Raw genomic sequence first — 23,610 nt, forward strand, 5'->3', positions numbered from 1 at the left:
TAGCACGACGAAATTTGATCAGGACCATTTGACCTTTATTTATGCCAAATACACCACCGATTCCAGCCGACATTTATCGCATTCGTGTTGCCGTACCTGTACATCTCTATGACTGTTTTGACTACACCTTAACGGCTGAACAATATCAGCAAGCTGAAGTTGGGGCACGTGTGGCCGTGTCGTTTGGACGGCAAAATCTGGTGGGCATTATTGTTGAAAAATTAACGGCCGATACCCCGATTGATCCACGTTTTAAGCTCAAAGCCATCACTGAACTACTGGATGAACAAGCGCTTTTAGATCAAAAAATTTTAAGCTTGCTCACCTGGTCCGCGCAATATTATCAATTTCCGATTGGTGAAGTATTTCAGAGTGCCCTGCCGACATTTTTACGTCAGGGCAAACCCTATAATTTATTGGCCCGGCTGTGGAAAGTGCTGGATTTGCATGCCGAAGACAAGCTGACGCGCTCTGAAAAACAGCAACAGGCGTATAAAGTGCTGAAATTACATCCTCAAGGCACCACAGAAAATATTTTAAATTTAGCTGGAATTGAAACGGCGACACTCAAAGCGCTGGAAAAGAAGGCGATTGTGCAATGTATTCTGGAACATCAGGACTTTAGTCCTCAACCGGTCACACTGGCACAAATGCCCTTAACCGCAAATGAAGATCAGAAAAAAGCCATTCAACAGGTGTTAAAAGCCCAGAAAAAATATCAGGCTTTTTTACTGGATGGCTTGACCGGGAGCGGTAAAACCGAAGTGTATTTGCAAATCATGCAAGAGGTGCTGAAACAGGGTAAACAGGTCTTGGTTTTAGTGCCTGAAATTGGCCTGACCCCGCAGACCATCAGCCGGTTCCAGTCACGTTTTCATGGCAACATTGTACTGCTGCATTCAGGACTGAACGATTCAAAGCGCCTGCAAGCCTGGCAGGCTGCACAAACGGGCAAGGCTTCGATTATATTAGGGACCCGTTCAGCCATTTATACACCGCTACCCAATCTGGGTCTGATCATTCTGGATGAGGAACACGACCTGTCTTTCAAACAGCAGGAAGGCTTTCGCTACCATGCCCGTGATGTGGCAATGTACCGTGCCCATCTGGAAAATTGTCCGATTATTTTAGGCTCAGCCACCCCGAGTATTGACAGCTATGCACTGGTTGAAATGGGGAAAATGACCCGTTTAGAACTGAGTCAACGTGCCGGTGCAGCCGTGATGCCAAAAATTCATCTGATTGACCTAAAAATTGCACAAAAACAGAATGGCATGAGCCAAAGCCTGATTAATGAAATTCAAAAACGTCTGGATAAAAAAGAACAGGTATTGGTGTTTTTAAACCGTCGCGGTTATGCCCCGGTGCTGATTTGTGAAAGCTGTGCCTGGCAAGCCAAATGTCCGCATTGTGATGCCAACTTTACCGTGCATCGCCAGCCTTATCAGCATTTGCATTGTCACCACTGTGGCAGCATTCACCGTCTACCGGAACAATGCCCGCAGTGCAAGCATAGTGAATTAAAACCGATTGGTCTGGGCACCGCCAAAGTGGAAGAAAACCTGCAACAACTGTTCCCCCATTTCGATGTGATCCGGGTCGACCGCGATTCCACCAGCCGGGTCGGCAGCTGGCAAAAAATTTATGACAAAATCCAGAAAAGTGAACCGGTGATTTTGCTCGGCACCCAGATGCTGGCCAAAGGACATCATTTTCCCTATGTCACTTTAGTGGCTATTTTAGATATTGATTCCGGCCTGCTCAGTGTCGATTTCCGTGCCACCGAACGCACGGCACAACTGATTGTACAGGTCGCTGGGCGTGCCGGACGCGGTGAACGCAAAGGTGAAGTCTATTTACAAACTCTGAGACCGGATCATCCACTATTAAATACCTTAATTGACAAAGATTACCGGCATTTCGCCAAACAGACCTTAAAAGAACGTCAGGCCGCCGCTTTGCCACCTTTTCGTTATGCAGCATTAATACGCTGTGAATCGAAAAATCAGGAACAGAATCAGGAATTTTTACAGCAGCATGCACAGGCTTTAAGACAGGTTTCTGCAAACCTGATTGATATCTGGGGACCGATTCCTGCCCCGATGGAACGTAAGGCCGGGCGTTATCAGGCGCATATGGTGCTGCTGTCACAAGATCGGGCCCGATTACATTTTTATATCCGTGCCTGGTGGCAAAATATGTTGCATGAAAAGCCCTCAAACATGAAACTGACACTCGATATAGATCCTCAAGAATTAAGCTAAATCAACATTTATGCTGTGCTTAAATTCCTTGAAATTAAAATAAATTCCAGGACAAACTGATGTCGCTACTGTTACAAATTACGATTTTTCTGGGTGCTTCGCTGCTCTTGGTGCCGCTCGCCAAGCGTTTTGGCATTGCCACGGTACTCGGCTATTTGTTTACAGGTATTCTGCTTGGCCCCAGCGTATTGAATATGGCCAGCGATCCGGACGCGATTCAGGAACTGGCCGAATTTGGCGTCATCTTGCTGATGTTCATTATTGGTCTGGAGCTGCGTCCACAACGGCTGTGGGAAATGCGTAAATCCATTTTTCTGATGGGCAGCTTACAAGTCGGCATTACCGGGGTTATTCTAGCAGTCGTGACTTTTTTTGCCTTACAGCAGAACCTGGCCGCCAGTTTTGTAATTGGGATGGCACTGGCGCTATCCTCTACCGCCTTTGTGTTACAGCTGCTTTCAGAAAAGCAGCAACTCAACACCACCTTCGGGCAACAATCTTTTTCTATTTTACTGTTTCAGGACATTGCAGCCATTCCGCTGCTGGCGATTATTCCCTTACTGGCAGGTACTGAATCGACCCACCATGGAGTGGCCTACTTTGCCGCCATTATTGCCACCTTTAGCGGTTTGTTCCTGTTTAGCCGCTATATGATGCGGCCATTCTTCCGCTTTGTGGCCAAAAGTGGCGCGCATGAACTGATTACCGCAGTCGGCTTGTTTATTGTACTGGGTGTCGTGGTACTGATGGATGTACTCGGCATCAGTACGACCCTGGGCGCTTTCTTAACTGGGGTGTTGCTGGCCGACTCTGAATTCCGTCACGAACTGGAAGCCAGTATTGCACCGTTTAAGGGACTGCTGCTGGGCTTATTCTTCATGACGGTGGGCATGACCACACAGTTATCCCTGCTGGTAGATATGCCCTGGCTGATTATTGGCGGTGCCCTCATTTTAATGCTGGTCAAAAGTATCACCCTGGCGGCCATTGCCCGTTATTTAAACTATTCATGGCGTAACAGTTTGCTGCTGGCCACCTGTCTGGCCCAAGGTGGTGAATTTGCCTTTGTGGTGCTGAAAGTCGCAACGAGTGAAAAAGTCCTTACTCAAGCCATGCTTGAGCCTTTGACCCTGATTGTGACCCTTTCCATGGTGCTCACCCCGATGTTTTACTGGTTGATCAGTCACTGGATTATTCCTTTAATAGATAAAGAAAAAATGCCAGTTTATGATGAAATTCCGGATACCCATAACCCGATGATCATTGCCGGTTTTGGCCGTTTCGGCCAGATTATTGCCCGTATTGCCCATTTACAGCACCAGTCTTTTACTGCGATTGACAGTAATCTGGAAAAAGTCGATTTCGTACGCAACTATGGCGGCACGGTATACTATGGGGACGCGACACAACCCGATATTTTACGTTCCGCAGGCATTGAACACGCCAAAGTTTTTGTCCTAGCGATTGATGATATTGAAGACTCCATGAATGTGGCACGTCATATTCGTTTAAACTATCCCAATCTGAAACTTTTGGTGCGTGCCCGAGACCGTCATCATGTGCATTTACTGCGCGATTTAGGTGTCGAACAGATCTGGCGTGAAACTTATTTATCATCGCTAGGCATGGCTTATCGCGCTTTACGCGAATTAGAGATTAGCGAAGAAGATGCGTATAAGAGTATTGAACTGTTTCGTGATTACGATGAGAAATTATTGCTTCAACAGCAACGGGTTTATACTGATGAACAGAAAATTTATGAGACCCATCGTAATGCACTGGCAGAACTTGAGCATTTATTTGAAAGTGATGCGCAAATTCGTCAAGAACCTACTGGCGTCAATTTACAACGCGGCTTAGCACATCAGCGTATTGATGTCACAAGAGATGATAGTAACTAGCTTGTGTTTTACAATATAGACACCATTAACACGGGCTATTGGAGAAATTTATGTCTGAATTACGTCAACGCTTTTATATTGAAAATTGCCCGATTCGTGGTGAAGTGGTTCATCTGGAAAGCGTTCTGCAAACGATTCTTGCGCAACGTGATTATCCGCAAGCCATTCAAATCCTTTTGGGGGAAATGCTCAGCGCTACCGCATTGTTAGCCAGTACCCTGAAAATTAAGGGCCGGATCAGCCTGCAAATTCAGGCAGCTGGCACTTTTAAATGGGCTATGGCTGAATGTAACCATCTAGGTCAGCTACGTGCATCAGCCGATTATGAAGAAGATCCACGCTTTTTTCAGGCAGAAAACAGCAGCACGGTATTTAATGCCTTGGTCAATCCGATACTGTTTATTAATATTGAGCCTGAATTCGGTGAACGCTATCAGGGTATTATTGCCTTAGAGCATGATACTTTGGCCGGCTGTCTGATGCAGTATTATGATTTATCTGCACAAATTCCAACGAAAATCGTTTTATCCAGCACAGCTGAACGTTCTGGCGGTCTGCTGATTCAGCTCTTGCCACGCAATAGTGAAGAAGAGCAGCAACGTGTGGATGAAGACCTCTGGCCACGCCTGAACATACTGACCGAGACATTGAAAGCCGAGGAACTCACAGATCTGGAACCGACTGAAATTCTTTACCGTCTGTACAATGAAGAAGATGTGCGTTTACCTGAAGCTGAACAATTAAGCTTTGGTTGTACCTGTTCTAAAGAGCGTTGCGCCAATGCCTTGATTCAAATTGGTGTGGAAGCAGTACGTGAAACTTTAGAGTTCCAGAATCCCATTACCATGGATTGCCAGTTCTGTAGTACCCGCTACACATTTACTGCGGAAGAAGCCTTTGGTTTATTTGGCAAACACTTAAGTTAATTTGATCAAGTAAACAAAATCAGAGCAGCAATAATAATTACTGCTCTTTTTTATCTGACCAAAATAAAATACATCATTTTTTACTTTCTTTTATAGCGTTTTTTTACACTTGTATTTTAAATATTTTAGCGTAAAATCCGCTTTCAAAATAAAGCAAAACTATCTCAAATAATGCTTTATTTCTAATGCATAAAAATAAATTAATAATTGGAAATATTGACCACATGAACACAAAAATAATGCTTAGTCTATTATTACTGCTGACCTGTCCTTTTATTCATGCAAAAGCTCCTGACTTGGTGGGAACATGGAAAACGATTGATGATAAAACAGGATATGCCCGTGCTGAAGTTCTCATCACTAAGCAAGAAAATGGAGCTTATCGGGGAACAATTATCCAAGTCCATGCCATTCCAAACCGTAGTGCTATTGATCATTGTGAAAAATGCAAAGGAGCACTCAAAAATGCCCCTCTGATTGGCTTACCGATCTTGTCAGGCTTTAAGCAAAACCCTAAAAAGACAGATGAATTTATTGATGGTCAAGTACTTGATCCCCTTTCAGGTCATATCTATCAAGGTAAGGGTCGTCTCAATACACGAGGCAATGTCCTGACCTTACGTGGCTTTATTGGTACTAGCCTGCTGGGCCGTACCGTGTCCTGGATTAGAGTGAATTAACATGCTTTTCATTCAGCACAAGTTTTTATCTCCATCCTGTTAAAAACTTGTGCATCCTCCAGATTTATAATCTTAAGAGTCAGTTCAAGTCTCATTTATGAACTATGAAATAAATCATTTTTTATTAATAACTTGGATATACTAAAAGATAAACTCCCTTACTAAAAATTATAAGAATAATAATTTCTTCATAAAAAACTGTATTTTGGCATTCAGCTAAAATATTAATTAAATAAAAATTTAAATTTTTAATATCCAAATCGAATATTTTTTAATCAAAAAGAAATTAAAAAATAACTCCCTTAGCACTATTAATTATTTATGTGACTTATTCATCAATTTAATCATTTGATTTTATAGATACTTATCGCTATAAATTAGGCGTTTTACTCTAAAATTAAAAAATAGTTCATTCAACAGGGGAAATTAGTGAAGAATTTATATAAAGGGATTTTGACCGGGGTAATTTTAGCTGCTGTTTCATCTTTCAGTTTTGCTGAAAATGATCCATTGGTGGGCAAATGGAAAACCATTGATGACCGGACCGGCTATTCTCGTGCGGATGTAGAAATCAGTAAAAAGCCAGATGGCACTTATGAAGGAATCATCGTCGCAACCCGGAGTGTACCCGGTACAGAAAAAATGGTCATCTGTTCCAGTTGCCCGGGCAACTTAAAAAATAAGCCTTTTATTGGCTTACCTTTTATTTGGGGCTTTACCCAAAATCCGGACAATCCTCGTGAATTTAACAATGGCCGTGTACTTGATCCGGTTGGCGGCAAAATCTATAAAGGCAAGGCACGTCTTAGTGCCAGTGGCAAGCATTTGAATCTGCGCGGTTATGTCGGAATTTCCGTGATTGGGCGTAGTGTGACCTGGATTAAATATTAATCGCATTCAGCATTTTTCAAGGTTCCGGTTACGGAGCCTTTTTTTGTCATAATTTGAAACAATAAGGCACAGATCGATACTGTTTCAGAACTATGAAAAGCATAATAATGATTAAAACATGATCAAACCCAGATTCCCATTATATGCCTCAAAATCATTATGAAGTTCTTGGCATTAACCGAAATGCCACCCAAGATCAAATCAAAAAAGCCTACCGGAAATTGGCTCGAAAATATCATCCCGATGTCAGCAAAGAAACCGATGCTGAAACAAAAATGCAAAGTATTAATGTCGCTTATGACACGCTAAGCAATGAAGAGAAAAAAGCTGAATACGATTTCCAGCTGGATCATCCTGAAGCTTTTTATCAATCTGGAGCACAGACAGGAACCGGTGGTTTTGACCATAACCAATTTTACCGTCAGGGTTTTAACCAGCAGCAGTCCGATTTTAGTGGTTTTGAAGACCTTTTTGGACGTTTTGGTTCTGGTTTTGGCGGAGCAAATTACCAATATCAAAAGCAACAGCGCCAACAACAACGCAGTTATCAGGGTGAAGATCAACATGCCAGCATAGAGGTTGATCCGGCCATTGCTTATCAGGGAGCCACTCAGCAGATTACCTTGCAGATTCCGACCTTAAATGCCTATGGCGAGCCGGAGGTTCAACGCAAAACTTTGCAGGTCAAAATTCCTAAAGGCATGAAAGAAGGACAAAATATCCGTCTCTCTGGACAAGGACAAAGTGGCATCAATGGCGGTAAAAATGGTGATTTGTACATTGAAATTCACTATAAGGATACTGCGCGGATGCGGGTTGAAGGTGCCGATATTTATTACAATGTGAATATTGCCCCTTGGGAAGCCGCCTTAGGTCAAAGCATTGAAATCTCTACGCCTGAAGGTAAAAAAATTCAGGTGAACGTGCCTAAAAATGCCAAAACCGGTCAACAGCTACGACTCAAGGACCAAGGGGTTCCAAGCAAAGTACCAGGTCATCTCTATCTGGTTTTAAATATTGTTTACCCAACTGCGCAAACTGAACATGAACAGCAGGCTTACCAGGCTTTTTCCGAAGCCTTTACCAAGTTTAAGCCTCGCAATGATTAAGGAGAACATCATGACGACCATTCATTATCGTGAAATTATATCTGATGAATTTAATCCTGCAGATGTCATTGATGAACATTACAGTTTTGATTTAAAGCATTTCGCGGATGCATGCGGACAAAGTCCGGAGTGGGTTTTACAGCTACTTGAATACGATATTTTAGACACGCGCCCAGAAGAAAGAATTCATCAATTTTTTGGTCACGATGTTTCGCGTGCACGTCGGGCCTACCGTTTGCAGCGCGACTTTGATGCCAGTTTTTCTGCGGTGGCAATGATGCTGGATTTAATTGATGAGGTACAGCAATTACGTAAACAGGTCAGACACTTGAATGTCAAAAATGCTTAAAGGTACTTTTCAGTCTCCCTGCTATCTTTTATAGATAGGTAGGTGATGACTGACTATTTTGTTCTGAAATTCAATGCTGGAGAATAATCTAGGCTTATGAAAACCAAAGAATGTAATAAAAAAGTGAAGCGCATGTTTCCTGAGTATCAGGAACTCATCCACAAATTGCGTCATGATGATCCTCATTTCGCAAAAATATTTGAGAGTCATCAGGAGCTGGATAAAGAAATCTCTCAACTTGAGCTTAATCCTGTTAATTTAGTTAATGAGGATATTGATTTATTGAAGCGCAAGAAGCTGAAAATGAAAGATGAAATTTATAGAATACTAACCCAAAATGCTCAGGTCAGTTGATCTGGCAGCATACAGAAAATGACCGAGAGCATTTTTTAAATTTAATTGAACTGTGCTGATTGTGCATCGAACACAGTGAATATGGATCAAAATTTGCTGAAAACTGACCTTTATTTAAACTTGGTCAGTTTTTCAACTTCTTTCATAGTTTCTTTGACCGAGTGCTTAATCGGCTCATAGTTTAAAAACCAGAACAGGTTCACGCGTTGATCCTGATGCTGTTGGGCCAGTAAATCAATGACGCTCTTTTCCCCACGACCCACCAGATGGCGACGATAAAAATAATAAACCAGCAGTATCGTCGTGATCAGCATCACGATCAGCATGCTCCAGAACCCGGTCGGAGACTTTAAGCCTGGAATAAACTCAAAATTCATTCCGTAAACCCCGGTCAATAAGGTTAAAGGGGCAAATATCGCGGTAATAATGGCCAGAATCCGCATGTTTTCATTGGTCTGATTGGCGATTGCAGAAAAATGTAAATCGATGGCTGCCTGAATGGAAGCACGAAGACGAACCGTATGTTTTTGAATTCGACCCACATGGCTGACCAGATCGTCCATCCGTACCAGCATAATATCCTGCCGTTCAGACTTCTTCTTGCCTTTTAAATGAGGGTAATTATCGACAATTTCGTCCCTCAGTTCTTGTAAGACATCAATTTGTTCTTCACAAAGATTCTCCACTTGCTGAAAAGACATGCTTTCCTGTAATAACTGATTCCATTTGGCAAATCTGCGATGGCCTTGCAGTAATTCTTGCTGCCAGAACTCGACACGTCGGGTCAGAGGTACACGCAAATCTAAATAACCATCGATCATACTATTTAGCAAGCGTAAAGCTAAATCTAAAGGTGTGGTAGAAGCCTTACGCGATTTGTTTTGATCTTGCACAGAACGGGTGAAATTCATTTCAATCCGGGAAATATAATTTTCAACTGCTCTATTGCCTTGTTCACGCACCGTAATCAGCGCCTGAGGTGTAATGATAAAACTCACCGGTGTGGTAGCTAAACCAAACATCTTTTCATGCTGTTCCAGCGCTTGTGCTCCGGTTTTTATATCATCATCCGGAGTAATCAGTTTACGGAAAATCAGCAGGTCATAATCTTCCAGAGTATCGAAACTGCAAGGATGCTCCAGATTTAAAATATCTTTCACATGAAATTCATTTAATATCAGCTGAGTATATTGATAGATTTCTTTTTGCCACTCATCCGCACGATTCACGACATCTTCCCGGGTGCAATCAATCCACAGAAAGACCGGTTCGGCTGTAACATTTTGGGTTTTCTGTACAAAAATATGCTGTTCAGTGGGATGTTGGTAGAAATAATAAACCTGCATATCAACAATTCTCTAGGGTACTTTCTTATTGTTTAATTAATGGAAATTTCAATAATTCAATCATGCTATCTGCGATGAAATTATCAGCTGTGCGAAAGTGTTAAGCAATAACATACAACTGGATTTACATATTTTAAATCGAATTTTTTCACGGCCCATAAAAAAGCCCCGAGCCAGCCAAAGTGATTGCTTTGGCGAAGCTCAAGGCTTTTTTAATCGTTTTCATTCACATGAGCTTAGTCATGTGAAATTCAAACCATTAAGCTTGTTCGATGTCTTTCATGGTCAGTTTGATACGGCCACGGTTGTCCACATCGGCCACTTGAACCTTGATTTCCTGACCTTCAGACAATACGTCTGAAACGTTGGCAATACGTTCGTTCGAAATTTGAGAGATGTGAAGCAAACCGTCAGTACCCGGAAGAATGTTCACGAATGCACCGAATTCAACGATACGAATCACTTTACCTGTGTAGATTGTACCTGGTTCGATTTCAGCAGTAAGCGCCTGGATTTTCGCAACTGCAGCCATCGCAGCAGCTTTAGTTTCACCAAATACGCGAACTGTACCGTTGTCTTCAATGTCGATTGCTGCTTTGGTTTCTTCAGTAATTGCGCGGATGGTCGCACCACCTTTACCAATCACGTCACGGATCTTGTCAGGGTTGATGCTGATCACCTGGAATGTCGGCGCGTACATAGAAATTTCAGGACGGGCACGTGAAATCACCTGGTTCATCGCATTCAGGATGTGCATACGACCTGCATATGCTTGATTTAACGCAACTTCCATGATCTCTTCAGTGATACCTTCAATCTTGATATCCATTTGAAGTGCAGTAATACCGTTTGCAGAACCTGCAACTTTAAAGTCCATGTCCCCAAGGTGGTCTTCGTCACCCAAGATGTCAGAAAGTACTGCGAAACGCTCGCCTTCTTTCACTAGACCCATTGCAATACCGGCAACTGGTGCTTTAAGTGGAACACCTGCATCCATAAGTGATAATGAAGCACCACATACAGAAGCCATTGAAGATGAACCGTTTGATTCTGTGATGTCAGATACAATACGGATCACGTACGGGAAGCGGTCAGCTGCCGGAAGTACGGCTTGAACACCACGACGCGCCAGACGACCGTGACCGATTTCACGACGTTTAGGACCAGATTCACGACCAGTTTCACCTACCGAGTATGCAGGGAAGTTGTAGTGAAGCATGAAGTTATCAGTTTTAGTACCCGCTAATGTATCTACCATTAACGCATCACGTGTATTACCCAAAGTCGTTGTTACCAAGGCCTGAGTTTCACCACGTGTGAATAATGCAGAACCGTGAGCACGGTCTAGAACGCCAACTTGTACGTCAAGTGCACGAACTGTTTTGGTGTCGCGACCGTCAATACGTGGTTTACCTGACAAAATGTTGTCACGTACGGTACGGTATTTAAGGTCTTCAAAGAGTTCATTCAAGTCATCTACAATACCAGTTTCGTCATTTTCTGGAACGAACTGAGCAACCGCTTCAGCTTGAAGTGCATCCAATGCCGCATAACGGTCTTGTTTCACCGCAATGGTATAGGCTTCAGAAATTTTCGCTTCAAATGCTTCTTTTAATTTTACACGAAGGTCTTCATTTTTCTCAGGAGCAGTCCAAGTAGACTCTGTTGCACCCGCAGCTGCAGCGAATTCTTTAATGGCTTGGATTGCAATTTGCATTTCGTCATGACCGAAAAGCACAGCGCCTAACATTTGGTCTTCAGAAAGCTCTTTCGCTTCAGATTCAACCATCAATACTGCAGATTCCGTACCTGCAACCACAAGGTCAAGGTCAGATTCTTTTAACTGTTCATTGTTCGGGTTAAGAACGTATTCACCGTTGATTAAACCAACACGCGCACCACCGATTGGACCACGGAAAGGCGTACCTGCAATGGCAAGCGCTGCTGAAGTACCGAGCATTGCTGCAATATCAGCTTCCATGGTTTTATCAGAAGATACCACAGTCGCAGTGACCTGAATTTCGTTGTAATAACCTTCTGGGAACAATGGGCGGATTGGACGGTCGATTAAGCGTGAAATTAAAGTTTCAGCTTCAGACGCACGGCCTTCACGTTTACCGTAACCACCCGGGATACGACCAGCAGCATATTGTTTTTCTTGATAGTTAACAGTCAGTGGGAAGAAGTCCTGACCTGCTTTAGCAGTCGGTTGAGCAACCACGGCAACCAGTACGGTTACACCGCCCATAGTGATTAGAACGGTGTTGGCTTGACGCGCAACACGACCTGTTTCTAGTACAACTTGATGTTGACCAAATTGAAATTCTTTACGAACAATATTAAACATTGACATGTATTTTTCTTTCCTAGTTCTTTTGAACAGTTATTCTAGTGGAGACCCCTAAGGTTTGGCATTCACATCAACTGCATAAATGACAAAGCTTAGAAGCCGACCTCACTAGACTATAAAATGTATGAATACACTATTTTTAAACACAAAGAAGGAGCGAAACAATCGCCCCTTCCCCATTACCTAACCAAAGCCAGGTATATTCTTAATTTTCAGCAATACAGCATTTAACATGCAATAGTCCGAAAAAATAAGTTTAATCGAATTAACGACGTAAACCTAAAGCAGCGATCAAAGCGCTGTAACGAGTAGCGTCTTTACCTTTAAGGTAGTCAAGAAGCTTACGACGTTGGTTAACCATACGGATAAGACCGCGACGGCTATGGTGGTCGTGTTTGTGTTCTTTAAAGTGACCTTGCAAATCATTGATTTGGGCAGTTAAAAGAGCTACTTGAACTTCAGGTGAACCAGTGTCGTTTTCAGCGCGAGCAAATTTAGCAACGATCTCTGCGCGATCTGCATTTGTTAAAGCCATTCGATTTCTCCGAGATGCTTAAAAATTACATTTGATAGAAATCAATTGATTTCTCAATTGACTGCCGTGCATCACTACAGCAAGTGCGTTATTTTAAGGGAAAATCCGGGGGATTGCAAAAAGAGAAACCGCTTTTCATTTTTTTATATCAATTCATTGAAAATTATTCATTTTTTATTTTATCCCTTCCACTTTGAATTGATACCTTAACGCTTAACGTTCATTCTAAAAAACTGGGGAAACTGTGTTACCCATGAAAGCGCCTCTTTTTATTTTCCCGTTACGGATTGAAGATAAAAAAAAGCCCAAGCTAGGCTTGGGCTTTTTTTGCGCTGTAGTTTCTTATGTTTTAATTATTATTCTTTTATTTATAGTCATAATTTACGCTTTTCGCGTTTATCGTTATAAACATTCCTTGTGTGAAGCTTTACTTCCTTATGTGGTAGATTCTGCCACAAAACATTGTGTAAAAAAGTCGACTTTCTCGTATCTCATTGTAAGTCTTTTCGTACATTAATTATTATTTCTTATATTTCATGTAACCAAAAAAATTAAATATATCCAATAAAATCAAACATGTTAATACAAACCAAAGATGTAATTTATACAAAAGCACCTCTATCTACCGTATTTGATTTTTAGCGCTACAACCAAAATTCAATAGTGGTCATTTCAGCCAATCATTTTTGTAATAAATCTCCTAATTGTGCATATAAAAAAGCCCTGTAGTCTCTCCCAAAACTACAAGGCTTAGCGGCTGTAAGTTTCCTCTTTATACTTACCTCATTGTAAGTTCGCTGTCTTTCGGCATTATTATTATGTTATGGCGATTTTACCCAACTTTCCGTGTTGAGCTTTTTATGTGCAGCCATCATCTCAAAAACATTCCTAAAGCTCTATGCGCCAATTTCTCGAATTGATGTAAGCAATTTCGTACAAATCTTTAAATTATTTATTTATGATTAACAATTTAGCAAATTATTAATTTTATCTAATACTCCGCTTTTTCTTATGGTTTTAATGGTTAAGGCTTGTACAAAAGCCTCTTGATCAGCCAGCACACTCACTACTTTTTTGGCACGGGTAATTGCGGTATACAGCAATTCTTTACTGAGTAAATTTTTCGCAGCCTCATCCAATACCACTGCGGTATGGGTAAATTCCGAACCTTGTGATTTATGAATGGTCAGTACAAATGCCGTTTCAATACTTTTCGGTAAGCGGGTCGCGGGTACCCATTTTTCCAAACTCGGAAAATAGACTTCGAACTGTGACTGTCCATCACGGCTACGTTTAAAACAGATCCCAATATCCCCGTTCGACAAACCCAGTTGATAATCGTTATAGGTCATCATCACTGGTCGACCAACATACCAATCGCCTTGCCTGCTCATCTGTAACGATAAAACCTCCAGTAAGCGCTGTTCAATCTGCTGGTTCAGCTGACCTAAACCGAAGGCACCATGACGAATTGCCGCCAAAATTCGGTAATCATCAAAAGTCTTGATCACCTGTGGTACCCAAAGCTCAGGTTCATCGGCGGTTAAATAGCTTTTCAGCACTTCAATATAGGGGTGATAGCCCAACATCAGTTTGTCGTAATACGCGGTTCGGTCAAATTGCCTGGACAGATGAGCAGGAAAATATTCAAGTTGGATCTGATCCGCCATGTCAACCTGCAATGACACTGCCTGGATTTCACCCGGAGTAACCACTTGTTGGGCAAAATTTTCTAATAATGCACCACTATTTTGAGTGACTTCTTGTGCCTGAATAAATTTGGCCATTTTCCCAATCAATGCCCCTGCTTCAAAACGGCGACTATTCACTAAATGAACGCGATTCTCAGCCAGAGCCGGGACATTTTGTAAGTCGGCCAGTACAGCTCCCACGTCCACCGCAGCCAGCTGGTCAGCATCGCCCAATAAAATTAACCGTGCCTGATCAGGCACCGCAGACAACAACATATTGGCCAAACTGAGATCCAACATCGAGGCTTCATCAACCACAATCACGTCATAGGGCAAAGGCTGCTGGGCATGAAAGCGTGGCTGATAACTACTTCCTAGCCCCAATAAACGGTGAATGGTAATCGGATTCAGCTGTTTTAACTCATCCGTCACCAAGCCTTGCAGTTTTTCATCATTCAGTGAATTTTGTAGTGCTTCTTTCATGCGCTGTGCCGCTTTACCGGTCGGCGCAGCCATGGCAATGCGGATATTCGGCATCGCCTGATTCAGCACGGCAATAATTCGCGCCAAGGTATAGGTTTTTCCGGTTCCCGGTCCGCCAGTAATGATATTCAGTGCCTGCTTCGCCACCATCTGCAAAGCCTGAATTTGATAGGGGTCAGTGAGTAAATCGGGATAAGCTGCAAGATCAACCGCTGCAATGGTTTGCTGTTTTAGACGTGCCACTTGCTGAGCCAGAGACTGCTCCATCGCCCAGTAACGGTACAGATACAAATGCTGCTGATCAAAAACAAAAGGCGCGATATTTTGCTCGACATTTTCAGCCAAAACCACTAAATCATGCAGCCTATCCGCTTGCTGCCGAGTTGCAGAAATACAACTGTCGCCGTGTTGAACCGCCTGCAGAACCTGTTCAATAATATCGCTGCTATCTTCGTCCTGCGGTACATGACTAAACGGCTGCTGGCGAATAAACTGACTCCAAGTGCTAATCCATGCAGCGCTTTGATCATCTTTATATTGTTTATTTTCCACACAGTTATCCTCAAAGTTATCCACAGCTTAATCTATTGTTTAAAAGCCATTAATTTTCATAAATCAGGCTATTTTGCTGTTTTTATCTTCAGTAAAACTGCCTAAAATAGCATCAAGCCGTAGTATAAATTCGGCCTCCGGCTTCCAGTGATAAAAGCCCTGTTGCGCCTGCCCATTCATACCGCGCAAATACAGATAACTTGCGCCGCCCAAATGTTTTTCAATGTCATAATCCTGCATGTGTACCATTAAATAGCGATGTAGCGCCACCAGATATAAACCGGCCTGTAGCCAGTAGCTGGCTTGCGACATACTCTGCCTGATTTCCGTCTCGACATAGTGCGATTGATCGGTGCCCAAAAAGTTACTTTTATAATCGGCAATGTGATAACGCTGGCCATCAAAATACACAAGATCGATGGATCCGGTGAGATAGCGCGCAGAATTGGCCGGGTTAAAATCCAGCATCTCAATACCATGTTCTGCATAGAGCTGATGAATCCGTTGAATCGCCAAAACATGGTCTGACAGGGACAGATAAAACGGAAATTCTGCCAGATATTCATGTTCAGCCAGCTGATTCAGTTGAAAATTCTGATGTAAAGTCGTGCTTAAAACTTGAACTAACCATTCACTCATCCAGCCAATCAGCTGTTCTTCATAGACCTGCTGAAACTCCTGCTCATATTTTGCAGTAAGTTCTTGCCACAAAGCAGGATAATCATTTTTAAAACGGCGACGGATTTCTAAAGACCAATCTTGCTGATCTTTAAAATCGATATGTTCAAAAATTTCATGCAAGAAAGTTCCGGCAACCGTGCCCATCGGAAAATTGCGTTTGATCCATGCCAACGGTTGGTTGGCAACAATCTCAATTACTTCAATCACATGGATTTCATCTGCGGCACTTGGCATTTGCTCGGTATTCACCGCCAGCGCATCCATAGCCTGTTTACGGCTTAAATGCTGGGCCAAGGCACTGAAACTGGTTTTGGAACGTGGATAAAAGCGCTGACTAGGGAATTGCAAAGCCTGTAAAGGCAAAAGTTCCTGCTGCCTGGCTTGCAGCTTGACCGGTCTTTCATTAAGCAATGCTTCGTCAGCACTGGCAGGATGCGCAAAGTCTTGCCCACGCCAGAAAGCCAGGCCATGATTGGACTTGCCTTCCTGATCCTGCAACAGAGCATAGACCCGATGACTGGCCCGGGTCAGCGCCACATACCAGAGTCGATGCTGCTCTGCCACGGCACGGGCATTGTGCTGATCAATTGCGTTTTGATCGAGCAAATGCTTGTCATTCACCGCAACCACACGCTGAATATCCACTTTCCCGGTCACCGGATGAACATGCTCGACAGTGGAAAAATTCAGGGTTTTGTTCATTTCCCTAAAATCTTTATCTGCCCCAAGCAGGAACACAATTTTAAACTCCAGCCCTTTGGACTGGTGGATGGTCATCAGTTGCACCCCTGCCTCATTCGACAGCTTGCGTTCCAGTTCCCACTCGCGTTCTGCCGGAGATTGCAGCTGTTTCAGATACCAGTGATAGAGTTTTTGTGCGCCCTGATACTGTTCGCTGTGCTGGCACAATAATTCGGTCAGATGACGCAAATTAACCACGCTACGTTCATTATCGCGGCTCTGGGTGGCGACCAGGTTTTTCCAGACCTGAAACAGGTTCAGACAGTATTGCCACGCGGTTAAAAAGCCTTTTTGCAGCCACATTTCCCGAATGCAATCAAAGTCGTAAATGAACTGGCTCAAACCATCGGCCTGGGCTTCAAGCTGTATCAATTGCTGCAAATTAAAGCCTAATAGACGGCTGAGCAAAGCCCGTTTGATTTTTCCTTCATCATAAGGATGCATAATCGCGCTGAGCACAGCACCGACATCTTTGGCAACTGCATGATCAAACACACTGCGTTTCGATGGACGATTGACCCGAATGCCCAGACGTTCCAATTCATACTGGGCTTTATCCAGACCGTCATGGTTTTTCGATAAAATTGCGATGTCATTTTCAATCAGATATCTGGGACCAGTTTTTTCCGCCAGATAGAGTTTTTCTTCAATACCCTGATTGAGTAAATCGCGAATTTTCCAGGCGACCTGAATCGGCTCGTCCTTTTTATCATTCAGCAACAGCCAGCGCAGCGGTTGATGATTTTCACCCTCTGCATCAATGAGTGCCGGATGAGGACGCGAACCGGCTTCCACCGGGCTATAAATCACCTCTTCGCCAAAGTCTATCTGCCGCTGAAACAGGGCATCCACCGCCTGCACCAGCACTTTAACCGAACGGTGATTATGGCGCAGGCTATATTGCTGCCCCTGTTTGGACAGCACATTGGCACGGGCTTTGTTATAGGTCAGCATGTCGCCGCCACGGAAACCGTAAATGGCCTGTTTCGGGTCACCGACCATAATCATGCAGCCTTGCATATAACGCTTCTGGTCGCGCCAAATCCGCGCCAACATATTGTCCTGATCCTGGTTGGTGTCCTGAAATTCATCTACTAAAATGAGGGGATAACGTGCCTGGACAAACTTGGCAAAGCGTAGTCCCTTTTCGCCTTGCAAGGCTTCTGAAAGGGTTCGAATTTGCTGGGCAAAAGTGGTTTCGCTTTTCTGCTGCAGTACTTGCGGCAAGCGTTTTTTGACTTCCTGTGCTAAATAATACTGAATATAACTATCAAACGTTTCCAACTGATTATTAAGTATTAATTCAGATTCAACTAATGCCTTTAATAAAGATAATACAGGATCAGCATAAAATTTTGTTTTTACATTATCTGGACACGAGTTAAATATGCTGTCTCTAAATTTGCCTTTAGAATCTATGAAAATAGCTTTTATATCAGAAACAACTATTGTTAATGCTGCATCAAAATAACTTTGTATCCCATTATTATTTAAATCATTAATAAGCTTAGGTAAACTTTTTTGAAAAATTCGAGTAAAACGCCCCTTAGGAAAAGCTTTTTTATTTATTAGTTGATAGAACTCTCCTTCTTCTAAATAATATTGTTCTAAATTTTTAATTTTAGAACTTTCAATTTTTGCAATTTTCTCTAATAACTTTTCAAAACAGTCAATATCTAGAGTTGGCTTATTCATAGGTTTCAACTGTGCCGAGGCAAAGTTCAGGCTATTTTCCACTACCGGAACATAAGCCTCCTGCGACTTCAGCTTTTGATTCAGCAGCAGATAATCCACTACATTTTGTGGCTGCAACTGAATCCATTCACGCAGCACATCATGAATCAGCTGGTAGGTATAGCTTTTGGCATCATCGGTAATATCGGCCCTTTCAATTTTGCCGCTTTCAAAGGAAAACTCACGCAACAGCTTCTGGCTAAAACTGTCCAATGTACCAACAAACAGTTCATCCAGCTGATCAATCACCAGTTTTAAACGTTCCCGGGCAAAATCCACTCGCGTAGCATAGTCACTCAGCACCTTTTGAAATAAGGAGTCTGTTTCAGCGGCAATTTTGGCCTGAATTTCAGTTTCGGTTAGGGTCTGACAGCGTTCAAAATAACGTAAGGTTTCCACCAGACGTGCCCGAATACGGTTTTTTAGTTCTGCAGCGGCCGCACGGGTAAATGTGGTGGCAATCACCTGATTGGGCAGATATGGCCCGAGAAAAATTCGCACCATCAGACTGGATAGGGTAAAGGTCTTTCCGGTACCGGCCGAAGCTTCAATCCAGTGCAGGCCCTGGAATTGCATATCCACAATCGGGTTAAAAGACATTTGAGTTAATATTTGGGGAGAATTCATCTTATTTTTTATTCTTCAATAGTCTGTTGATGCATAAACACCGGTTGATAGAGCTGATAGGAAAATTGTGCGCAGGCATCTTCCAGCAATGCAGTCGCATCTTGTTCCTGTAAAATAAACTGCCAGTCACGGTGCATTTGGTTAGCTTCGTTATCCACCACAGAAAAGCCGCTGAACTTGCCATCTTCATGCCAGTCTTTATAGATTACATCCATATCGTCAATACACATCTGGTTCTGCTCATTGGCTTGCCAGTTATGCTGTTTGTCTTTCTCAGCAATTTTAAGCAGCAAGGCCGCAGGCAACACCAGCGGCTGGCTTTGTCCATATTTCCAGGCGGCTATCCAGTGATCCAGCCATTCACGGGCTTTATTGGATGTCACGCCATGACACAAGATGGTTCGGTCACTAAACACCACAATCCGCGCCAGTTTTTCGCCACCATCACCCAGATTCAGGTAGGCCAGCCAGAGTAGATATTCCAGCCAGACTTTGGCACGGCGCTTGGCACGCGCGCTTGAAGCATCCAGACTGACCCATTTAGCTGCGCCATTTTTCGGCAAATGAATGTTCATATACATGTGATCATTCACCTTCCACACCTGCTGTGTGGTCGGGGTCACTTCAGGGGCATATTTCAGCAAGCGGTCTTTTAAACGCTGCTGTTCCACCAGACTCATTTGCCAGCTGCTTTGTTGCAGTTTGCCAATTGGCAGCTGATCCATCAGCAATTCAGGTTGAGCCGTCCCCTCCTGTTTTTGCAGGAACTGGCGCACGGCATAACGCCCTAAACCATCCAGCAACAAAGGTTCCTGCACAGCAGGCAGATCTTCAGGGCGCAGGTTTTCCACACCCAATGTTTTTAAATATAAACGTGCCGGAAAGGTCACATCCTGAATCCATTGATGACTGTCCAGCACCAAGACATCCTGCTGCAGATGCTGATAAGGCGTATTTACCCAGGATGAACGCTGTCCGGTGGCATGGCGAATCTGTCCTGCCACACAGAACCATTGGTCCTGATAACGTACCGGTCGGGCCGCTTCAAAGCCCAGTGGATCAAAAGGTAATAAGGGATGCACATGATACAGCGAGCGTAGCTGTTCAGGCACATCTACACCGCCGATGATTACCGTTTCATCGGCTTCCGCATCGGGCCTTTTGTTCTGCACAATATAGGCCAGATGCTGCACCAACTCCTGCACCACAGTGGATGGATCACGCACTTCACCATCATTAATGTCGAAGCCATTATAAAACAGCCACAGGTTGTCCTGCGCCAATAGCAGGTGATCTAAAAATGCCCCCTGATCATCTTCCAGACGCGAACGGTCGCCGAGCTGCGGTTTGAGCAAATCCATCAAATCAAAAGGCAAATGCTGGCTACGGTTGGGAAATTTGCCGCTGTCCAGTCCCAACATCACAATCAGTTTATAGGGCACAGGACGGATTTGCCCAATCTGACTAAAGGTAATCTGCCCGGTCGGTTCGGCATGGTCCAGCTGCATTTCCAAGGTATTGTTAATTTCGGCCAACAGATAAGGTAAAGGCAAACTTAAACTGCGCAAGGCATGATGATCCTGCTCATCATAGAAACTGGCCAGTGTCAGCATTCGTTCCTGTTTTTTGATGATTTTATACACCGTCGATAAGGACTCGACGCCCGTTTCTTCAAACTCGGCAATATCCTGCATCAGGCGTTTTAGCCACTGTTCCACCGCTACATTTTGGCCTTGCTCATGCGCAATCATCCAGTCGCGGCGTGCATCAAAATCCTGATAAATCTGGATCAGCTTGCCAATCAGCTCAAAATCGCTGGGCAGGACCTGGGCAAAACTGAGCGTGCCCTGAAACAGGCGATGCTCAGGAATGGCAATCCCCAAGGCCAAACGGTCGAGCGCAAATTTAAAACTAAAACGATAGTCTTCATCGCCTTCGCACAGGCTACGCTTTAAATGCTCGGCATCCAGTCCGCGTTTAAAACCGGCAGCAATCAGCAATTCCGTAATGCGTTCAATGGCATTGACGTCCAGACTGTAACGCTGCTGGGTCGCGCTTAAACTCAGCCAGTCGGCAAAATCTTCAATACTGAAACGCCCCTGAATCAGTTCAATCCGGCCCAGTACCGCTCGCCAAGCATTCAACGCATCCAGTTGTGCCACACCGGCAATTTGAATGGGCAGGTACACGCTATCCTTAGACAGTTGATGACTGCTGCCCGCTTTTTGCTGAATCAAGTCGCGTTCACTCGGCGGCGGGGCAAATACGCTACGGATCAGCGGTTCCAGCTCGCTTAAACTTGGACTGAGGACCAGAATGTCACTTGGTCGACGCGGCGCTTCTTTGGTGCCCTGTGCCAGCCAGTGAATCAACTGCTCTTTTAAAACTTCCAGTTGGCGCAAGCTGGAATGGCAAACATGAATTTGAATGGAATCATCCTGTTCATCCAGCATATATTGATGCTGCTCTGGTTCTACCAGATATAGAATATCGGACTGGATTTTACCGAGTAAATTCGCTTTATATTCATCAATAAAGGCATCTGCCCAGACCCCATCTTCCCCCGAAGATAAATTCGATAACAGGGAGAAGTGGTCACGCGCCTGCTTGCCAAAACGGGTCAACAAAGGATGACGCGACTCGCGCTGTTCTGCATTGAAATTTAAAGTAAATTCCTGGAAAAACTGTTCAATATCGGCATCACTGGCCTTAGGATTTTTCGCAATAAAGCGTTCTTTGACCCTGAGGTCGTAACGTGCTTTCCAGTTCGGATCGACACTGTCGGCCCAATATTCCTGTGAAGGGTTGTAATGCAGAATATAAATATCCAGGTACTGCCCCAGACGGCGTAAAAACGCCAGCTGCATGGGAGGCAAATCCAGCAAGGTAAAAATCACCAGTTGTTTTGGCAATTTTTTTAATGCTGCATTGCGGGTCTCAGGATGATCCAGCGTTTCCCAGAACATGGCATCAATACTCTGCATCTGTTCAAAGTCCTGATGAAACACTTCCTGCCACAGCCAGCGTTGCCAGGCTTCCAGTTCACGTGCCTGATTCAAGGTAAATTCAGAAATGTCAGTATTGGTTTTAAAGAACATGTCCTCAATCGGAAGTTCTTTATTTTGTCCCCAAGCCTGCAGCCAGTTAGTTGGACAGCTGCACATATTGGGAGGGCAATTTTTCTGACAATGGCCGCGATATTCCATGTAATGGCTAAACAGGCGTGATACCTGTTCTGCAACCCAATACAGCATGCCCTGCTTTTTCAGCTGCTTTTCAATGCCCTGTTCCAAACGGTCAGCACTGTCATAAATGCGCTGTACGATGGAATGTAAAGGATGATCCAATTCTAAAGGGTTTTGTTCGCTCTGAATAAAGGCTTTTAAGGCCTGAAACACGCGCCACTTGATAATAATTCGCGGAATATTGGCTTTACGCACCTGTTCTTTTTGATCGACCAGCACCCATTGATAGGCGGACCACTGGAAACCGCGAATCCGGTGATGGAACTGGGTATTGGCACTGATGCCCTTCTGTTCAGCCAGTTTCTGGGTTAACCAGGCTTCAACCGCATGCGACGGCACAATAAAGTGTTGAGTTTGCAGCACCTGAAAAGGTGTGGTGGCAGGCCTATTCACGGTCGTCAGCATGGCGTGCACCAGCACGTCTATACGCTGACTTTGAATCACATGAATGGCCATGACTGCATTACCCCAATATTTTTTAAAAAATGAAACGCCTACAAAAGCATAAAGATTATTTACTATACAATGACATCTGTCTATGTCACTTTTAACTGCGCATTAGCTTTAAAAAGGCTTTGAAATTCACACCTTAATGATGGTTGAATAGAACAAATAACACAAAATTTAAGGTATTTACATGATGAAAATAGATAAAATTCCAGACGCAATCAATCCTCAGTTAAACCTGGAAAGCATTCGGGCAGATTGCCTGGAACTTGTCAAAAAACGCGCTTACTGTTCTGCAGGTGCAGCCGTCATTCCGGTTCCATTTCTGGATGTGGTTATCGATGTCGGAATTTTGTCACAACTCATTCCGGAAGTGAATGCACGTTTTGGTTTGGCTCCGGAACAAATCAGTGTCTATGACCCGGAAACCAAAAAAGTACACTGGCATGAACTGCGTAAACGAGGGGCAGAATTTTCCGGCTTGGTGGTGGCACGTACCGCAGTGAAAAAATCCCTCAACAATGTGGTAGCAAAGGTCATCACCAAACAGGTGACTAAATTTATTCCGCTAGGTGGTCAACTTGTTGCTGCAAGTTTAGGCTACATTGTGATGAAGAAAGTCGCCGAAGCTCACGTAGAAGACTGTTACAAAATTGCCAAAGGGATTCAACAAAAACAGCAAGCCCAAGCGGCGAGTTAATCAT

The 23,610-nt window shown here is 43.7% G+C and carries 15 protein-coding genes; 9 read left to right on the forward strand and 6 right to left on the reverse strand.

Annotated features, from left to right (window positions below):
* The first annotated feature begins 41 nt into the window (after positions 1-41).
* The 8 genes from ABJ384_RS13170 to ABJ384_RS13205 all read left to right on the forward strand — a co-directional run bounded on the left by ABJ384_RS13170 (position 42) and on the right by ABJ384_RS13205 (position 8,474).
* Positions 42-2,264, forward strand: a complete 2,223-nt coding sequence (locus tag ABJ384_RS13170) for a primosomal protein N' (RefSeq protein WP_349927850.1) — start codon at positions 42-44, stop codon at positions 2,262-2,264.
* A gap of 59 nt (positions 2,265-2,323) precedes the next feature.
* Positions 2,324-4,165: a monovalent cation:proton antiporter-2 (CPA2) family protein gene (locus ABJ384_RS13175; RefSeq protein ID WP_349927852.1), complete on the forward strand. Its 1,842-nt coding sequence runs from the start codon at positions 2,324-2,326 to the stop codon at positions 4,163-4,165.
* A gap of 50 nt (positions 4,166-4,215) precedes the next feature.
* The gene (locus ABJ384_RS13180) at positions 4,216-5,091 is read left to right on the forward strand and encodes an Hsp33 family molecular chaperone HslO (RefSeq protein WP_349927854.1); all 876 of its coding nucleotides are present in this window, start codon (positions 4,216-4,218) and stop codon (positions 5,089-5,091) included.
* 224 nt (positions 5,092-5,315) lie between these two features.
* Positions 5,316-5,771: a DUF2147 domain-containing protein gene (locus ABJ384_RS13185; RefSeq protein ID WP_300045826.1), complete on the forward strand. Its 456-nt coding sequence runs from the start codon at positions 5,316-5,318 to the stop codon at positions 5,769-5,771.
* Positions 5,772-6,200: 429 nt separating this feature from the next.
* Positions 6,201-6,662 carry a DUF2147 domain-containing protein gene (locus tag ABJ384_RS13190; RefSeq protein WP_180080149.1) on the forward strand — a complete coding sequence of 154 codons (462 nt, stop codon included), beginning with the start codon at positions 6,201-6,203 and terminating at the stop codon, positions 6,660-6,662.
* Between the two features lie 143 nt (positions 6,663-6,805).
* Entirely contained in the window at positions 6,806-7,771 is a 966-nt protein-coding gene (locus ABJ384_RS13195; protein WP_300046429.1) for a DnaJ C-terminal domain-containing protein, read from the forward strand.
* Positions 7,772-7,781: 10 nt separating this feature from the next.
* Positions 7,782-8,120, forward strand: a complete 339-nt coding sequence (locus tag ABJ384_RS13200) for a chaperone modulator CbpM (RefSeq protein ID WP_166169495.1) — start codon at positions 7,782-7,784, stop codon at positions 8,118-8,120.
* Positions 8,121-8,216: 96 nt separating this feature from the next.
* Positions 8,217-8,474 carry a DUF465 domain-containing protein gene (locus tag ABJ384_RS13205; protein WP_349927856.1) on the forward strand — a complete coding sequence of 86 codons (258 nt, stop codon included), beginning with the start codon at positions 8,217-8,219 and terminating at the stop codon, positions 8,472-8,474.
* Positions 8,475-8,584: 110 nt separating this feature from the next.
* Here the strand turns inward: ABJ384_RS13205 and ABJ384_RS13210 are convergent, their stop codons facing one another.
* The 6 genes from ABJ384_RS13210 to ABJ384_RS13235 form a co-directional block, all read right to left on the reverse strand.
* Positions 8,585-9,820 (reverse strand): magnesium transporter CorA family protein, encoded by a 1,236-nt coding sequence (locus tag ABJ384_RS13210; RefSeq protein WP_349927858.1) that lies wholly within the window; start codon positions 9,818-9,820, stop codon positions 8,585-8,587.
* 259 nt (positions 9,821-10,079) lie between these two features.
* Positions 10,080-12,167, reverse strand: coding sequence for a polyribonucleotide nucleotidyltransferase (gene pnp / locus ABJ384_RS13215; RefSeq protein WP_349929751.1), 2,088 nt, complete (start codon positions 12,165-12,167; stop codon positions 10,080-10,082).
* A gap of 268 nt (positions 12,168-12,435) precedes the next feature.
* Positions 12,436-12,705 (reverse strand): 30S ribosomal protein S15, encoded by a 270-nt coding sequence (gene rpsO, locus ABJ384_RS13220; RefSeq protein WP_005007057.1) that lies wholly within the window; start codon positions 12,703-12,705, stop codon positions 12,436-12,438.
* Positions 12,706-13,667: 962 nt separating this feature from the next.
* Positions 13,668-15,431 carry an exodeoxyribonuclease V subunit alpha gene (gene recD, locus ABJ384_RS13225; RefSeq protein ID WP_349927860.1) on the reverse strand — a complete coding sequence of 588 codons (1,764 nt, stop codon included), beginning with the start codon at positions 15,429-15,431 and terminating at the stop codon, positions 13,668-13,670.
* Positions 15,432-15,494: 63 nt separating this feature from the next.
* On the reverse strand, positions 15,495-19,214 hold the full coding sequence (locus tag ABJ384_RS13230) for a UvrD-helicase domain-containing protein (RefSeq protein ID WP_349927862.1): 3,720 nt from the start codon (positions 19,212-19,214) through the stop codon (positions 15,495-15,497).
* A gap of 8 nt (positions 19,215-19,222) precedes the next feature.
* Positions 19,223-22,915, reverse strand: a complete 3,693-nt coding sequence (locus ABJ384_RS13235) for an exodeoxyribonuclease V subunit gamma (protein WP_349927864.1) — start codon at positions 22,913-22,915, stop codon at positions 19,223-19,225.
* Between the two features lie 184 nt (positions 22,916-23,099).
* On the opposite strand from ABJ384_RS13235, the gene ABJ384_RS13240 reads away from it, so the two are divergent.
* A complete protein-coding gene (locus tag ABJ384_RS13240) occupies positions 23,100-23,606 on the forward strand; it encodes a hypothetical protein (RefSeq protein ID WP_349929752.1) in 507 nt (168 codons plus the stop codon).
* Positions 23,607-23,610 lie beyond the last annotated feature (4 nt).

This window comes from Acinetobacter sp. A1-4-2 (genome assembly GCF_040233925.1).
Classification (GTDB): domain Bacteria; phylum Pseudomonadota; class Gammaproteobacteria; order Pseudomonadales; family Moraxellaceae; genus Acinetobacter.